Here is a 13611-nt window from a genome sequence, read left to right as displayed (position 1 = left end):
GCCGATGATTCGCTCGCTGGCGCTCGCTCATGTGGTGAAACTACGCGTCCGCGCCGCCGGTCGGGGTGTGACCGGCGGCGCGGAGTGCGGGTGTCAGCGGATCAGGAGTACGGCAGGCGTACCACCGAGCGGTTACCGACGCCCAGCGTGCTGGGGTTGTTGCCGATCGCGGACCAGACCTCCACCCGGACCGTGCCGCCGCGCAGGTTGCCGAGGCTGCCGGTGCTGGAGTGCAGCCCGGCCGCCTGGGTGTAGGTCTCCCAGCCGGGCACCGGGTCGGTGGCGAAGTAGCGGTACGTCTCCACCCGTTCCCAGCTCCCGTTACCGGTCAGGTCGTACGAGACGCGTACCTGCACCCCGTTGCCGACCGCGTTGCCGGCGTCGAGGAGGAGGTCGAACGCGGTCTGTCCGCCGGTGTGGTTGAGGTTGAGCCCGGTCGCGGTGAACACCGCCGGGTTGGTCGGCGTGCCGTCCCGGTTGGTGCCGCCGGCACTGGCCACGGTCGTGGTCCCGGCGGTGCCGGCCGCCGCCAGTCCGCCACCGGCGAGCAGGTAGCGGGTCGGCTGACCCGAGCCCGGCGGGTTCGTCGGGGTCGGCGTAGGCGTCGGGGTGGGCGTAGGCGTGGGGGTGGGCGTCGGGGTCGGCGTCACGCCTCCGCCGCCGCTGCCGCCGGTCCAGGTGTGCGCGCCACTGGTGGCGGTACGTCCGGCGGCCACCGTGAGCTGCGTACCATCGGAGAACCGCACGGTCAGCGGGGTAGCGGAGATGTTGCTGGCCACGTAGGTGCGGGCGCCGTTGCGGTTGAAGACGGCGGCCAGCGGGTGGTCGGCGGTGATCCCGGTGTCGACCCGGCCCAGCCCGGCCAGGTTGCGGATCCAGTGGAAGGTGTGAGCCCGGCTCTCGCCCTCCTCCGGCGTGTAACCGGGGTTGGCGCGCAGTTTCGCCAGCGCCGAGTCGGCGTCACCGAGGGCGAGGAACTGCCAGTGGATGTCCTGCCACACGGTGGGTTCGCCGCCGTTGTTGCGGACCAGCTCCTGGTACTTGATGGAGTTGTAGTTCGGGTGGTAGCCCAGGTACAGGTGGCCGCCGGTGATCGGCAGCAGGTTGATGCCCTGGATCATCTCCGGCTCGGCGCTGAACCAGGTGGCGTACGCTCCGCCGTCGCCCCAGACCATGCCCACGTTCGAGTGTCCGAACCCGGCCGGGAAGTTCTCGTCGTTGACGTCGAACCAGTACTCGTGGATCGCCGCCGCCTGGGTGGTGTAGATGAAGATGCCGGCGTCCCGGACCGCGGTGTTGCCGGTGGCCTGCCCCCACTGGATCAGGGCGTTGGCGAAGTTCATCCCCTCGGACGACGACTCCTGGTTGTTGCCGCTGGCGAACGAGCCGTGCCCGGAGGCCCAGTCGTGCCCGGCGTAGATGTCGAAGTCCCGCAGGTACGGGAAGCGGGTGTCGTTCCGGTCGTAGTTGTTGGCGTCCCGGATCAGCAGGTCGATCATGCCGCCGTACTGGTCCTGTCGGGCCCAGGACGGGTCGAACTTGGCCAGCGTCGCGGCGGCGGCGATGTAGTAGCCGTAGTGGAAGTGGTGGTCGTTGAGCTCCTGGTCGGAGCCGTACGAGGCGGGGTATCCGATCAGGGTGCCCCACCGCTGGTCGTAGTAGAAGAGGCGCTCGGTCTCGCCGGGTGAGGCGGTGAGCCAGTCGTTGAGCGTGGACCGGATGGCGTTCAGCGCCGAGGTGCGGGTCTCGGTGTCGCCGACCAGGTCGGCGATCTCGGCGATCCGGGAGGCCCGGCCGAGGCCCTTGCCGGTCCAGTAGGTGTCGCCGCCGCGCTGGTCCATCGGGTTGCTTCGGACCGCCGCGAGGTGCTGCCGCAGCGTGGTCAGGTCGGCACCGGCGCCGGTGGCGACCGCCGGCAGCTCGGGCAGTACGCCGTGGAACCGCATCGAGGTGCGGAACTCGCCGACACCGGTGAGCACCTTCATCCGGCCGCGCGCCGACGGGTAGGTCGGCGCGATCGGGGTGACGCCGGTCAGCGACTTCCACTGGTGTGGGTAGAGACTGACCACGGTCCGCGTCTCGGTGCCCTCGCGCGGGGTGGTGGTGAAGGTGTAGCGGGTCTCCACCCGGCTGGTCGACTGGTTGTACGTGTAGCCGACCCGGGTGCCGGTGACGTGGGCGTGCGCGTACTGGCCGTAGGTGGTGGCGAGCTGGGCGCGGGCCGTGGCGTCGGTGGTGGCCGGGAGCAGGGCGACCGAGAAGTAGCCGCGCCCGGCGAGGTTGGAGCTGATCCGGGTACCGCTCACGGTCCAGGTGGCGCCGGACGGCGCGTACGCGACGTAGTCGTGGCCCCGGACGCTGAAGCTGATCCGGCCGGCGCTGTTGGAGAAGACCGTGAAGCCGCCGCCGTTCGCGTTGATCACCGCGTCACCGCCGGTGGTGCGGAAGTACGCGAACGGCAGGCCGTGCCCGATGGTGGCGCGCAGGGTGCGGGTGCCGTCGCTCCAGTACGGGGTGACCGTCCAGTCCGTCCAGTCGGCGACCCGGACGAGCGGTGCGGCGAGCCCGGCCACGCCGACCCGGATGTCCTCGACGTAGGGGTACTTGTACTCGCCGACGCCGGTCGCGGTGCCGCTGATGGCGGCCACCGACTCGGCGGAGAAGCCGAGCCCGTCGGTGACCGGCCGGTAGGACGCCGGGTGGGCGTGCAGTGGCTCGCTGAACGAGCAGTTCAGCCGCTTCCACAGCAGCGAGGACCACCAGTCGTTGGTGGGGATCGGGCCCGGCGGCGCGTCGGCGGTGGCGAACTGCCGAGGGTTGGTGGTCATGTCGCCGCAGCCGCTGGGCAGCGGGCCGACGGGGGTGGTGGTGTAGCTGCCGGCGCCGACGGGCGCGGCCTGCGCGGGGGAGGTGGCGGTGACGGCCAGCCCGCCGAGGACGAGGGCTGCTGCGGCGGTGGCGGCCAGCAGCCGATGACGGGTACGGCGTGGGACGGGAGGTCGCATCTTTCCTCCATGGCGCGCCGGTCGACGGCGCGTTTCGTCGTCGTTTGGGGGGTTGGTTCCATGAGAGAGCGCTCTCTCGTTGTGACGCGACGGTAGTTCACCGGCACGACCTGCGTCAATGTGTCGGACTTATGAAATGCGGATGACGCCGGACCGGACGTCTCCGGCTCAGCGCGCCGGCGGTCGCTCCGGGCAGCCGTTCTTGCGGTGCCACGCCGCCACCTTCGCCGCCGGCTCGCGGTTGCCGCCCTCGCGCCACGAGTCGAGGTACGGCGCCGGCCAGATCACGCCCCGGCGGATCCACCAGCCGTCCTCGCCCAGGCACGGCGGGGAGATGCCGAAGTGCAGGTGGCAGACGTTGTTGGCGTTCCCGGTCCGGCCCACGGTGCCGAGCTGCTGCCCGGCGCGTACCCGCACGCCCGGCGCGATGTCGTCGGCGATCTCGGTCAGGTGCGAGCCGTAGTAACGCACACCGTCGTCACCGAGCACCGACACCGACAGGCCACCGTTGTACGGCCCCTGCGGCCCCTGCCTGTCGTACCGGTCCCGGCGGCTGACCTCGCCGATCGTGCCGTCGGTGACCGCCACGAAGGGTTCGCCGCAGTCGGCGAAGATGTCGGTGCCCGGGTACGCCGAGTGGGTCGGGTGGTAGGCCACCTTCGTCGCGCGTACCGGGAAGACGTGCCGGAGCCCGGCGCGGGTCGGACTCGCGGTCGCCGCCGGCTGGTCCGCGGTGTCCGGCGTCGCGCCGGTCGGTGCCGGCGCGTCCGGCGGCGGTGCCGCCTCGCCAGTGATCGGCGGTGCGGGCGAACCGGTCGGCGGCACCACGCCCGGGGGAGGGGGCGTCCCGCAGCCGGCGGCGGCGAGCATCGGCACGAGCAGCAGCGCAGCGTACGCGCGACGGCGTCCGATCGTCGACGAGACCATCGGGCCATCCTGACAGGTATCGCCTACGGTGGGTGGACGACGTCCACGCGTGGGAGGAGTGGCAGGGATGATGCCGTACAGCCCCTCGGGCCTCTTCCCGTCCGGGCGTCCGCCGCGCCCCACCTATCGCGAGCCGCACCCGGTCAGCGGCGCCGGTGTCGCGTCGGGAGCGGTCGGCGCGCTCGCCTGGCTGGGCCTGTTCGCCCTACTCGGACGCAGCCTCGCCGGGTATGCCTGGTGGACCCTGCTCGCCGGTGGCGTGGCCTGGCTCGCCGCCCTGGTGCTGGTCCGCTTCGGCGACCGGGGCGTGGCCGCCGGCATCGCGATCGTCACCGCCGGAGGCTGGAGCATCGCCACCGTCGCGGTGGTCACCCGCTGGGCGGCCAGCGGCGACTGGCCGCTCTGGTAGCGCGGACGCCGGACCCGGCGCGACGGTGTCGAGCAGCGGCGACGGCCGCCACCGGCGGTGACTGCGCTGCGTTGTTGTGCAGGCACCGAAACCCGTCTTGACTCGGCCGCCGTGACTCGGCACGCTCCCGGTATGGCCTGGACCACTCCGCGGCTCGATCCGGATCGCAGCCGTCGCCGCCTTCAGCTCCTGGCGCAGTTGGCGGACGCCCGCTCGGTGCGCGAACGCGAGCGGCCACAGCGGGCACGCACCGATCGGCTCCGCCAGCTGATCGCCACCCGCCGCCGCCTGACCGGCTGACCGGCGCCCGTCACTTTCCCCAGGAATGACCGGCCCTTCGGGGCGTTGACCGGTCGCCTGCCGACCCGACCGGCTAACGTGCACGCGTAACGGGTCGGCGTGTGCTGTGCCGAGGCTACTTGGGGGAACCGTGTCGTACTTCGCTGCGGCCGTCGTGCGGGAAAAGGGTGGCTGGACTGCCGCCGAGCTGAGTCTGCGGGGGGCCGCCGACGTCGACGAGGTGGCCGAGCGCCTCCGTGACCTCGCCCCTGACGCGGACCTGTCGCTGTTGTTCGTCGAGGCGGACGACACCTACCTGGTCATCCTCCGCCTGGACGAGGGCGAGGACCTGCGGGTCTTCGGCTCCGACTCGGCGTACGCCGAGGAGTCCCGGCTGGGCGGCCTGCTGGTCGGCGACCTCAAGACGTCGGTCACCGGGCTGGAGGACACCGAGGAGGTACGCCCGGCGGCGACCAGCGGTGGCGACGACAACGAGCAACCCGCCGTCGACCCGGAGGCGGACCCGGTCGGCGAGGCGGACCTCCTCACCGACCTGGGCATCCCCGCGCAGCGGCTGCTCGCGCTCTGCGCCCACGAGGGCATGATGCCCGCCGACGTCACCGCCGAGGTGTGCCAGGTGCTCGGCTGCGTGGACGACGTCGAGGAGTTGCGTGAGGTCTGAGCCCGTCGAGGGTGCGCCGGAGTCCGGCGGCGGTGGACCGGTCGACGCGACCGACCCGGCACTGGAGACGGTCCGGCCCGGCCAACCCACTCCCGGCGCGGTCGGCCGGGTGGGGCCGGGAGCGCACGAGGCGCTCGCCGACCTGACCGGCACCGGCCGACGACAGCGGCACGAACTCTGGATGCGTCGGGCGCTGGAGATCGCCGTGACCGGTGCTGCCGTTCCGGCTGCCGGCGTCGCACCCGTACCGGCCGAGGCCGATGCCGATGCGGCCGTACCGGTCGACGCCGATGCGGCCGTACCGATCGACGACGTGCCGGTGGGCGCGGTGCTCTACGGGCCCGACGGCGCCGAGCTGGCGATCGGCCGCAACGAGCGGGAGCTGACCGGTGACCCGACCGCGCACGCCGAGGTGCTGGCGCTGCGCCGGGCCGCCCAGCGGCTGGGCCGGTGGCGGCTGGACGGCTGCACGCTGGTGGTGACCCTGGAGCCCTGCACCATGTGCGCGGGCGCGTTGGTGCTGGCCCGGGTCTCGACCGTGGTCTTCGGCGCGTGGGAGCCGAAGACCGGGGCCGCCGGCTCGCTCTGGGACGTGCTGCGCGACCGCCGGCTCAACCACCGCCCCGAGGTCTACGGCGGCGTGCTGGAGGCGGAGAACGCCGCCGTCCTGCGCGCCTTCTTCCGCTGACACCGCCGCGTGTCGCGGCCGGGGTGTGCGCTGCCGCGTGTCGCGGCCGGTTGTGCGCTGCGTGTCGCCTGATCGCCGTCGGGCGGTGCCGTCCGAGGCGTCAGGCCGGGGTCGGGCGGAGCAGCGTGTCAGCCACCGCCCGGGCCGCCTCCGTCCACGGTGTCGGGCGCATGGTCGCCGGGTCCACCCGGACGATGACCCGCCGCCCCTGGGCGTACGTGGTGGTGTCGTCGTCCAGGGAGTGGAACCGGAAGGCGTACACGGCGCTGCTGGTGCCGAAGTGCTCCAGCCAGAAGTGCACGGCGATCGGGCCGGTGCCGGTGACCGGCGCGCGGTAGGTGATGCTGAACTCGCGGACCGCATGGAACACGTCCGGCGTGGTGGCCCGTCCGGCGCGGTAGGCCACCCCCCGATCCGACCAGTACGCGGTGATCGCCCGCTCCAGCAGCAACGCGTACCGGGCGTTGTGCAGCAGACCGAGCGCGTCGAGGTCGTCGAAGTGCACCATGGGCTGCCCGACGTGGCCGTACGTGACGGCGGACTGGTCGGCGAGGGCGTGTGTCATCAGGGGCCTTCCGGTAGCAGGGTGGGATCGGGGCACAGCGCCCGCAGGCGGGCCAGCACGCCCCGGCGGGCGTGTCGATAGGTCGTGTCCGGGTCGAGCAGGCGCGAGCGCATCGCCGCCGCGATCCCGTACGCGTCGATCTCGTACGCCAGCAACGCGACGTCCAGGTCGGCGGGGAGTTCGCCCAGCTCGACGGCCTCCCGCACGAGCCGCTCCAGGAACTCCGTCCAGGCGGCGAAGACCGCGGCGAGGCGATCCCGGACCGCTCCGGGCCGGGCGTTGAACTCGAACTCGGTGGTGGCGAAGAAGCAGCCGCCGGGCAGCACCCGCGCGGTGTAGAAGTCGATCCGCGCCTCGTGCAGCGCCCGGATGCGGCGTACGCCCCGGGGCGCGCGCAGGGCCGGCGCGATAATCCGTTCCTGCCACTGCGTGACCGCCCAATCGATGGTGGCGAGTTGCAGGGCCTCCTTGGACCGCCAGTGCGCGAAGAGGCCGGACTTGCTCACGCCGAGGGAATCGGCGAGGTGCCCGAGGGAGAGGCCGTCGAGCCCGTTGGCGGAGGCCAGGCTGACGGCGGCGTCCAGCACTGCGGTGCGGGTGCGCTCGCCCCGGGCGAGCCGGCCGTCGACGGTCATGCGGCGACCCTACTAAAGAAGACCGACCGGTCGTATTTATTTACGTGGTGACCATCGTCACCGGCCCTGACGTGCCGCGTCCCGCCACCGCGAGGCGGTGACGGGACGGTCGATGCGGCTGTGTCGGTGCGGCGGTGTGGTGCTCAGGCGATGATCGTGTCCAGTGCGATCTCGACCATCTGGCTGAACGTCTGCTCACGCTCCTGCGAGGTGGTCTTCTCGCCGGTCTTGAGGTGGTCGCTGACCGTCAACAGCGTCAACGCCCGCGCCTTGAACCGCGCGGCGATCGTGTACAGCGCGGCCGACTCCATCTCCACCGCCAGCACACCGTACTGCGCCAGGCTGTCGTAGAGGTCCGGCCGGTCGGTGTAGAAGGCGTCCGCCGCCAGGATCGGTCCCACCCGCATCGCCACGCCGCGCTGCTCGGCCACCTCCACCGAGGTACGCAGCAGCCCGAAGTCGGCCACCGGGGCGTAGTCGATCAACCCGTCGAACCGCATCCGGTTCATGTTCGAGTCGGTCGACGACCCGATCGCCGCGATCACGTCACGCAGCTTCAGGTCCTCGGTCAGGGCACCGCACGAGCCGACCCGGATCAGCGACGTCACGCCGTAGTCGTTGACCAGCTCGTGCACATAGATCGAGGCCGACGGCATGCCCATCCCCGAGCCCTGCACCGAAACCTCGACACCGTTCCAACGCCCGGTGAAGCCCAACATCCCCCGGACCGTCGAGTAGCAGGTCGCGCCCTCGAGGTAGGTCTCCGCGATCCACTTGGCCCGCAGGGGGTCACCCGGCATCAGGACCCGCTCGGCGATCTCGCCCGGCTTCGCGCCGATGTGCGTACTCATGGCAGAGATCCTGCCAGGCCCACCTGCCCGGGACCGGTTCGGCGTCGGAACCGACAGTCCTGTAACCTCGTCGGCGGTGGCGTGTCCGAGTGGCCTAAGGAGCACGCCTCGAAAGCGTGTGAGGGTTTACGCCCTCCGCGGGTTCAAATCCCGCCGCCACCGCTCGTGAACAACGAGAACGCCCGGCACGATCCCTGCGGATCGTGCCGGGCGTTCTCGTTGTCGCCCGTCGGTCGCCCCGCTGGCCGTCAGCAGGGACCGTGGCCCTCGACGAAGAGGCGGTGCGCCCAGTCCGCGTACCCGGCGATGATCTTCTGGACCGTGTGGCCGTCGTGCAGGAACAGGTAGGCGCGGTCGCCGTCGCGGGCGAGCAGGCCGTCGAAGCGGTGCGTTCCCGGCGGTGCGTGCAGCGCGCGTACCTCGGGATAACTGGTCCTGACCTCGGCGATCGGTGACCCGGCCGCGATCCCCTCCGGGGTGCGGACCGGGTCGCCGGCCCAGAGCAGGACCAGCCGGTCGTCGATGAAGACCGGGCTGATCATGTCGTGTCCGGCCAGCGTCGGACCGCAGGCGTCGACGTCGGTGCGGAGTATGCCGCGCCGGGTCAGTTCGCCCTCCGTGTCGCCGAAGTCGACATCGGACAGTCCGTCGAGGTCGACGACGCTGGCCGCGGCGACCGGCTCGCGGACGGCGATGGTGTCCGGTGGCATGGGTCCGCTGCCCGAGATCGCGGCAGCAAGCAGCAGTGTGGCGATGAAGCCGAATTGTCGCAATTTCATGGAATCCCCCAGTCCCCAACGTGACGGGAGCGAAGAGGTTATTGCCGCGCCTCCCATTCGTCGGCCAATTCGTCCCAGTAGTCGGCGCTCAGCCCGCGCCGGCCGTGCGTGAGCCAGCCCTCGGTGCTCCGCTCCACGTGCAGTCCCAGCTCGGCGAAGGGGTCGAGCCAGCGGCCCGGCTCCGCGCCAAGCTCGGTCAACGCGGCGTTGATCGGCCACTCTGGACGCGGCCCGTCGAACGCCGCGTCGAAGCGCGGCCCCCAGGACAGGGCGCCGCCCAACCAGACCGCCGCCGCCTGGCACCCGACCCCACCGGCGAACTCCGCCTCGACGTACGCCACCGGCCCCCGCCGCGACCAGCGGTCCAGCACCTCGACCAGCGTGGGGGAGAGCACCAGCGCGAACGGTTCCGCCGCGCTCGGCTCGTCGGCCGCATAGTCGGGCGGGGTGCCGGTCAACTCCGCCACCAACTGCGGCGTCACCGGCAGCAGGGCGAAGTCCTGCCGCAACTCGCCGAGCACCGCGTGGTCCAGGTCCCGGGTCTCCTCGCGCAGCAGGTCGGCGTCCGCCACGATCGCGCTGAGCTGGTAGCTCACCGAGTGTCCACAGCCTGTGGATAGAACGTGTGTACGACGGTGGTCGGGCGTGCTCGCCGTCGTCGGGCAGCGCTCGGCTCCATCCGGTCAGTATCGCGGTAACGGCGACTTCCGGCTGCCGTCGTCGGTCGTACCGCCAGAGGCCGCCCGGTTCGGGGCGGCCCCTGCCCTCGTTGCGGTACGTCCTCAGCCGGCCAGGGCGGGCTGCTGCGGTGGCTGTTCGCCGGGCCGGGCAACCAGGATCGCGGCGACGGCGACCAGAGCCCCGGCCACGGTGAGCCCGAGGATCAGCCAGGACGGCCCGAACGGGTAATAACCACTCGGGGTGAGCGCACTGTGCACGGTGATCACCCTCAAGTCATCGCCGCCGCCCCGGAACACCTGCGCGACGTGGTCGTACAGCGCCGCCGCCGGCATCGCCAGCGTCAGCAGTGACGCCGACCAGAGACCCAGGGCGCTCCAGCGCCGTCCGGGCGACGCCGCCACCATCCGGTACGCGACGGAAGCCGCGACCAGCCAGCCGAGAACCAGCCCGCCAGCGATTCCGACCGCGATCAACGGCAGGAAGGCGGCGGTACGCACCTGTCCGGCGTCGACCGAGACGGAGCCGGTATCCCCTGCGAGATGACCGGCTACGTGGACGATCAGACCGCTCGACTCGGCGCTGAACCAGGTGCCGTGCAGCGGCGTCTCGGTGAAGGTTCCGCCTTCTTCGACTGTGAGTCGTGTTCCGGAGATGGGCGTGAGCGGTGAGACCGACCAACCGTCGGCGGCGAATCTCTGACGTGCCTGCTCGGCGTCCCAGGTGTCGGTGATGCTTGCGGTGCTCCCGGCCGTGTCGGTCCGCCCCTGCATCGTCACGCTGGACAGCAGCGCTTCGTCGCTCGTTCCGGTGGCTTGTGCGGTGAGCCGGTTCATCTCGGCGACGTCGGGCAGGTCGGCGAACGTCTGCGCGCCCAGCCACGAGCCGGCGGCGGCACCGAAGGCTCCCATGGTCAACGCGGTGAGGACCGCCACGACGGCCAGGAGCGGACGGCCGGCGGGTAGCCGGAACCGCAACCGCAGACCGCTGGCGATCAGGTGCACCGCGTCCCCGGCGCGGGGACGGCGCTGTCCCGGTGCCGCCATCTCCAGCAGCGTGGTCGTCAACTCGGTGCCGTGCCGACGCCGGTGCCGTCGCGGATAGGCGAGCAGCAGCCTCCGGTAGCTGCGCTCCAAACTGTGGTCGGCCTCCGGCCACACGGTGGTCACGCGGGCACCGTCCCCAAGCCCGGTGCCCCGCCGAGGCGCTTGCCGAGCTGGCTCTCCGCTGCGGTGGCGTGGCGGCGTAACCGCGCGATCTGCTCCTGGAGGGCGGCGGCGCCAGTGTCGCTGAGCCGGTAGTAGCGGCGCAGCCGACCCTCGACTGCCTCCTCCCGGTCGACGACGAGCAGGCGCTGTTCGGTGAGCCGGTCGAGAGCGCCGTAGAGCGTGCCCGGTCGCAGTTTGACCTCACCGGCGGAGAGTTCCTCGACGGCCCGGATGACGCCGTAGCCGTGCAACGGCTGCGCAGCCAATGCGGTGAGGATCAGAAATGTGGGTTCTTGCATGGCAGCCAATATTACGGCCACCGTCATATACCGTCAACCGTTCATGCTCCGCCCGCTCCTGGGCGGTGCTGCTTTGGTCGGCGGTGCTGTCGCCGGTGCGGCCAGATGCGCTCTCGGGGCGTGAGCCTGGACAATGGCGCTACCGTGACCGGGCGGAACAGTCGTACGGCTGTACGAGGATTCGGGTCGTTGGTAAGTCGAGGGAAGGAGCGGCAATGAGCCCCGTGTCGCTGCCACCGATGCACAGCACTTCTAGGATCGGTGCCATGCCAGAAGGCCATCAAGTGCAGGTGGCGGCCCTCGTCGCGCTGCTGCGCCAGCCTGGTGCCCGCTGGACTGAGGTGGCTGCGGAGGTGCTTGCCGAAGGTAGTGCACTTGCTGTTCTGCGCCGCCAGATCGGTGCGGGAGAGACTCTCTTCGGCGATGATCCGGTGCGGGATGCGCTGGGCGCTGCTCGGGCCGAAATGCAAGCCTGGGCAGCGGAGGGCATCGGGGTCTACTCGTTCTTTGATGACGCCTATCCCGCACGTCTGCGTGACATCCACCAGATGCCGCCGATCGTGTTCACGCGGGGCACGCTCGCCGAAGACCGGCGGGCGGTGGCTGTGGTCGGAACCCGTAGGCCCACGGAACGTGGCGTGGGTATCGCCGAGACCTGTGCCACTGCTCTGGCGGAGTCGGGTATCACCGTTGTCTCAGGTCTAGCAGCCGGAATCGACACGGCGGCGCACGCCGCAGCCCTGCGTGCAGGTGGTCGCACAGTGGCGGTTATCGGCACTGGGGTCAATAAATCCTACCCCACAGCAAACAGGCAACTGCAGGATCAGATCATCGAAGACGGCCTGGTGCTCAGCCAATTTTGGCCAGACGCGCCACCCGCCAAGCACACCTTCCCAATGCGAAATGCCGTCATGAGCGGCTACGCGGCGGCGACGGTCGTGGTGGAAGCGGCATACCGTAGCGGAGCTCGGATGCAGGCTCGCCTCGCGCTGCAGCACGGCCGACCAGTGGTCCTGACCGACTCGCTCATGCAACACGACTGGGCGCGTGAGTACGCCGACCGGCCAGGTGTGCACGTCGTATCGACAGCTAACGAGCTCGTTGCCACGGTCGAACTCATCGTGCACCAGATACCCCATTCCCCTCAGGCACTTGAAGGTCTACCGCGTCTTGCCGACCTATAGACAATGGGCGACCGCCCAGCATGACGAGATGCAGGTGGTTGAGCGACAGCGCAACTATCTGCGCAGCCCATTGCCGGCGGGCGATGGCATCTGTGTCGTCTGCCGCAGCACTGCGGGGAGCGGATTCGAGCTGTGCTATCAGTGTGGCCAGCACCGTTCTGCATCCGGCGGTATTCAGGCAGACGTCGTTGCCCCGATCGCCTATTCGGTGGCGAGGGAGCAACATGATCACAATCTCATCGTCTACAAGTCCGCTCAGCCGTCGGCGGTCGCGATGGGAAACCTCTCCTCGCTGACGGTCCTCTACCTCGCGTTTCACTGGGATTGCTTCGCGGACGTGCTTGGTGGTCGTTTCACCCACGTCGTCACGGTTCCCTCCACGCGGGGCCGACCGGGCGTCCACCCGCTCGAGACCATCGTGGCGAGACGTCTGCCTCTCCCTGTTCTTCGCCCAGTCTCGAACCCTGCCTACCGTGGTGACGATCGGAGTTTCCGTCACGACCGTTTCCAGCTGCCGCAGAGCAGCGCCTCCGGCGGCAGAGTTCTGCTACTCGATGACACATGGACGACGGGCAGTCGGGTCCAGTCGCTGGCTTTCGCCCTCAAGGCAGCCGGGGCGGTAGCCGTTGCAGCAGTCATCATCGGTCGCCGAGTCAACCCGTCGTATGGCCCGTCAGCCCTCCTCATGGAGCGGCTACGGGCAGCGCGGGAGTTCGACATCGCACGCTGCGTGGCGGAAGGCGCGTGAAGCTTTGCATGAGTATGGCCAGGCACGAACTGTCACCCGCCGGTCTCACCACCGGTCTTCCGCCTGCATGAGCATCCGCAGCTGCTCGCCGGTCCGACGCCGCTCGGCCACGCTGCACGACGAGAGAGCCAGCCGCCGTACCTGCTGGTTGGTTCGGAAGGCGGAAACCGGAGGAGGGCGAGTGGCCCTGGCAGGCATCACGTAACGACTCAGGGCCGGTCCCCGTGGGGCCGGCCCTGTCGTTCGTGCTGCTCAAGCGAGCGGAGGATACGAGATTCGAACTCGTGAGGGTGTAAACCCAACACGCTTTCCAAGCGTGCGCCCTAGGCCTCTAGGCGAATCCTCCGTCGAACAGAGTACAGGTCCCTGCCGACCCGCCAACCCCACCACCCCCTGAAGATCGGGGACGGGTCGGGTAGGCTGGAGCCACCTCCCGTGCGGCGGTATCTCGTGAACCTCCCCAGGGCCGGAAGGCAGCAAGGATAAGCGAGCTCTGCCGGGTGCACGGGAGGCCTTTCTGTCTCCGGCACCGCGCCTCCCCTCCTACCCAGCGTGGTCAGGCGCTGAGCTGTCGGTGTTAACAAGGGGCCCTTCCTCTACCGGAGGCGTTAATAAGGTGCCCTTCCTTGCACTCGGCGCTGCACCCGGTGCCGCCCTCGGAACGACAACCGGAA

Annotated in this window: 15 protein-coding genes, 2 tRNA genes and 1 other RNA gene; 8 read left to right on the top strand and 10 right to left on the bottom strand. The window is 70.5% G+C overall.

Going from position 1 to position 13611, the window contains the following annotated elements:
* Nucleotides 1-101: 101 nt before the first annotated feature.
* Together ACZ31C_RS10525 and ACZ31C_RS10520 are read right to left on the bottom strand one after the other, a co-directional pair.
* Nucleotides 102-3005, bottom strand: a complete 2904-nt coding sequence (locus ACZ31C_RS10525) for a glycosyl hydrolase (protein WP_465794972.1) — start codon at nucleotides 3003-3005, stop codon at nucleotides 102-104.
* 168 nt (nucleotides 3006-3173) lie between these two features.
* Complete coding sequence (locus ACZ31C_RS10520; RefSeq protein ID WP_465795030.1) at nucleotides 3174-3875, bottom strand: M23 family metallopeptidase; 702 nt, start codon at nucleotides 3873-3875, stop codon at nucleotides 3174-3176.
* Between the two features lie 124 nt (nucleotides 3876-3999).
* Between ACZ31C_RS10520 and ACZ31C_RS10515 the strand changes: the two genes are divergently transcribed.
* The 4 genes from ACZ31C_RS10515 to ACZ31C_RS10500 all read left to right on the top strand — a co-directional run bounded on the left by ACZ31C_RS10515 (nucleotide 4000) and on the right by ACZ31C_RS10500 (nucleotide 5990).
* Nucleotides 4000-4341, top strand: a complete 342-nt coding sequence (locus ACZ31C_RS10515; protein WP_465794971.1) for a hypothetical protein — start codon at nucleotides 4000-4002, stop codon at nucleotides 4339-4341.
* Between the two features lie 132 nt (nucleotides 4342-4473).
* Nucleotides 4474-4641, top strand: coding sequence for a hypothetical protein (locus ACZ31C_RS10510; protein WP_191088564.1), 168 nt, complete (start codon nucleotides 4474-4476; stop codon nucleotides 4639-4641).
* Between the two features lie 130 nt (nucleotides 4642-4771).
* A complete protein-coding gene (locus ACZ31C_RS10505; RefSeq protein WP_465794970.1) occupies nucleotides 4772-5302 on the top strand; it encodes a tRNA adenosine deaminase-associated protein in 531 nt (176 codons plus the stop codon).
* Nucleotides 5292-5990, top strand: coding sequence for a nucleoside deaminase (locus tag ACZ31C_RS10500; RefSeq protein WP_465794969.1), 699 nt, complete (start codon nucleotides 5292-5294; stop codon nucleotides 5988-5990). Before ACZ31C_RS10505 ends, ACZ31C_RS10500 begins: the two co-directional genes overlap by 11 nt.
* A gap of 100 nt (nucleotides 5991-6090) precedes the next feature.
* Here ACZ31C_RS10500 and ACZ31C_RS10495 read toward each other — a convergent pair whose 3' ends face one another.
* The 3 genes from ACZ31C_RS10495 to deoD all read right to left on the bottom strand — a co-directional run bounded on the left by ACZ31C_RS10495 (nucleotide 6091) and on the right by deoD (nucleotide 8041).
* Nucleotides 6091-6555, bottom strand: coding sequence for an acyl-CoA thioesterase (locus tag ACZ31C_RS10495; RefSeq protein WP_465794968.1), 465 nt, complete (start codon nucleotides 6553-6555; stop codon nucleotides 6091-6093).
* Nucleotides 6555-7190: a TetR/AcrR family transcriptional regulator gene (locus ACZ31C_RS10490; protein WP_465794967.1), complete on the bottom strand. Its 636-nt coding sequence runs from the start codon at nucleotides 7188-7190 to the stop codon at nucleotides 6555-6557. Before ACZ31C_RS10490 ends, ACZ31C_RS10495 begins: the two co-directional genes overlap by 1 nt.
* A gap of 143 nt (nucleotides 7191-7333) precedes the next feature.
* Nucleotides 7334-8041 carry a purine-nucleoside phosphorylase gene (gene deoD, locus ACZ31C_RS10485; protein WP_465794966.1) on the bottom strand — a complete coding sequence of 236 codons (708 nt, stop codon included), beginning with the start codon at nucleotides 8039-8041 and terminating at the stop codon, nucleotides 7334-7336.
* Between the two features lie 75 nt (nucleotides 8042-8116).
* Between deoD and ACZ31C_RS10480 the strand changes: the two genes are divergently transcribed.
* Nucleotides 8117-8203 (top strand) — tRNA-Ser (locus ACZ31C_RS10480).
* Nucleotides 8204-8289: 86 nt separating this feature from the next.
* Here the strand turns inward: ACZ31C_RS10480 and ACZ31C_RS10475 are convergent.
* The 4 genes from ACZ31C_RS10475 to ACZ31C_RS10460 all read right to left on the bottom strand — a co-directional run bounded on the left by ACZ31C_RS10475 (nucleotide 8290) and on the right by ACZ31C_RS10460 (nucleotide 11005).
* Entirely contained in the window at nucleotides 8290-8784 is a 495-nt protein-coding gene (locus ACZ31C_RS10475) for a hypothetical protein (RefSeq protein ID WP_465795029.1), read from the bottom strand.
* Between the two features lie 74 nt (nucleotides 8785-8858).
* Nucleotides 8859-9416 carry a hypothetical protein gene (locus ACZ31C_RS10470; protein WP_465794965.1) on the bottom strand — a complete coding sequence of 186 codons (558 nt, stop codon included), beginning with the start codon at nucleotides 9414-9416 and terminating at the stop codon, nucleotides 8859-8861.
* A gap of 186 nt (nucleotides 9417-9602) precedes the next feature.
* Nucleotides 9603-10667, bottom strand: a complete 1065-nt coding sequence (locus tag ACZ31C_RS10465; protein ID WP_465794964.1) for a hypothetical protein — start codon at nucleotides 10665-10667, stop codon at nucleotides 9603-9605.
* Nucleotides 10664-11005 (bottom strand): PadR family transcriptional regulator, encoded by a 342-nt coding sequence (locus ACZ31C_RS10460; RefSeq protein WP_465794963.1) that lies wholly within the window; start codon nucleotides 11003-11005, stop codon nucleotides 10664-10666. Before ACZ31C_RS10460 ends, ACZ31C_RS10465 begins: the two co-directional genes overlap by 4 nt.
* 215 nt (nucleotides 11006-11220) lie before the next feature.
* Here ACZ31C_RS10460 and ACZ31C_RS10455 point away from each other — a divergent pair, with 215 nt between their 5' ends.
* Together ACZ31C_RS10455 and ACZ31C_RS10450 are read left to right on the top strand one after the other, a co-directional pair.
* Nucleotides 11221-12189: a DNA-processing protein DprA gene (locus ACZ31C_RS10455; RefSeq protein ID WP_465794962.1), complete on the top strand. Its 969-nt coding sequence runs from the start codon at nucleotides 11221-11223 to the stop codon at nucleotides 12187-12189.
* Nucleotides 12158-12937, top strand: coding sequence for a hypothetical protein (locus ACZ31C_RS10450; RefSeq protein WP_465794961.1), 780 nt, complete (start codon nucleotides 12158-12160; stop codon nucleotides 12935-12937). The genes ACZ31C_RS10455 and ACZ31C_RS10450 overlap by 32 nt, the downstream gene beginning before the upstream one ends.
* A 261-nt stretch (nucleotides 12938-13198) precedes the next feature.
* Here ACZ31C_RS10450 and ACZ31C_RS10445 read toward each other — a convergent pair.
* Nucleotides 13199-13283, bottom strand: a tRNA-Ser gene (locus tag ACZ31C_RS10445).
* Nucleotides 13284-13364: 81 nt separating this feature from the next.
* Here ACZ31C_RS10445 and ffs point away from each other — a divergent pair.
* Nucleotides 13365-13454, top strand: an RNA gene (gene ffs, locus ACZ31C_RS10440) — signal recognition particle sRNA small type.
* Nucleotides 13455-13611 lie beyond the last annotated feature (157 nt).

It is taken from the genome of Micromonospora sp. NPDC023869 (assembly GCF_055559695.1).
This window is presented reverse-complemented; position numbering and strand designations above follow the sequence as displayed.

What these genes read in the sequence shown, in the direction of transcription:
- ACZ31C_RS10515 (WP_465794971.1), top strand. Translation starts at nt 4,000, where the DNA reads ATGATGCCGTACAGCCCCTCGGGCCTCTTCCCGTCCGGGCGTCCGCCG.
- deoD (WP_465794966.1), bottom strand. Translation starts at nt 8,041, where the DNA reads ATGAGTACGCACATCGGCGCGAAGCCGGGCGAGATCGCCGAGCGGGTC.
- ACZ31C_RS10460 (WP_465794963.1), bottom strand. Translation starts at nt 11,005, where the DNA reads ATGCAAGAACCCACATTTCTGATCCTCACCGCATTGGCTGCGCAGCCG.
- ACZ31C_RS10455 (WP_465794962.1), top strand. Translation starts at nt 11,221, where the DNA reads ATGAGCCCCGTGTCGCTGCCACCGATGCACAGCACTTCTAGGATCGGT.
- ACZ31C_RS10520 (WP_465795030.1), bottom strand. Translation starts at nt 3,875, where the DNA reads ATGCTCGCCGCCGCCGGCTGCGGGACGCCCCCTCCCCCGGGCGTGGTG.
- ACZ31C_RS10490 (WP_465794967.1), bottom strand. Translation starts at nt 7,190, where the DNA reads ATGACCGTCGACGGCCGGCTCGCCCGGGGCGAGCGCACCCGCACCGCA.
- ACZ31C_RS10495 (WP_465794968.1), bottom strand. Translation starts at nt 6,555, where the DNA reads ATGACACACGCCCTCGCCGACCAGTCCGCCGTCACGTACGGCCACGTC.
- ACZ31C_RS10525 (WP_465794972.1), bottom strand. Translation starts at nt 3,005, where the DNA reads ATGCGACCTCCCGTCCCACGCCGTACCCGTCATCGGCTGCTGGCCGCC.
- ACZ31C_RS10510 (WP_191088564.1), top strand. Translation starts at nt 4,474, where the DNA reads ATGGCCTGGACCACTCCGCGGCTCGATCCGGATCGCAGCCGTCGCCGC.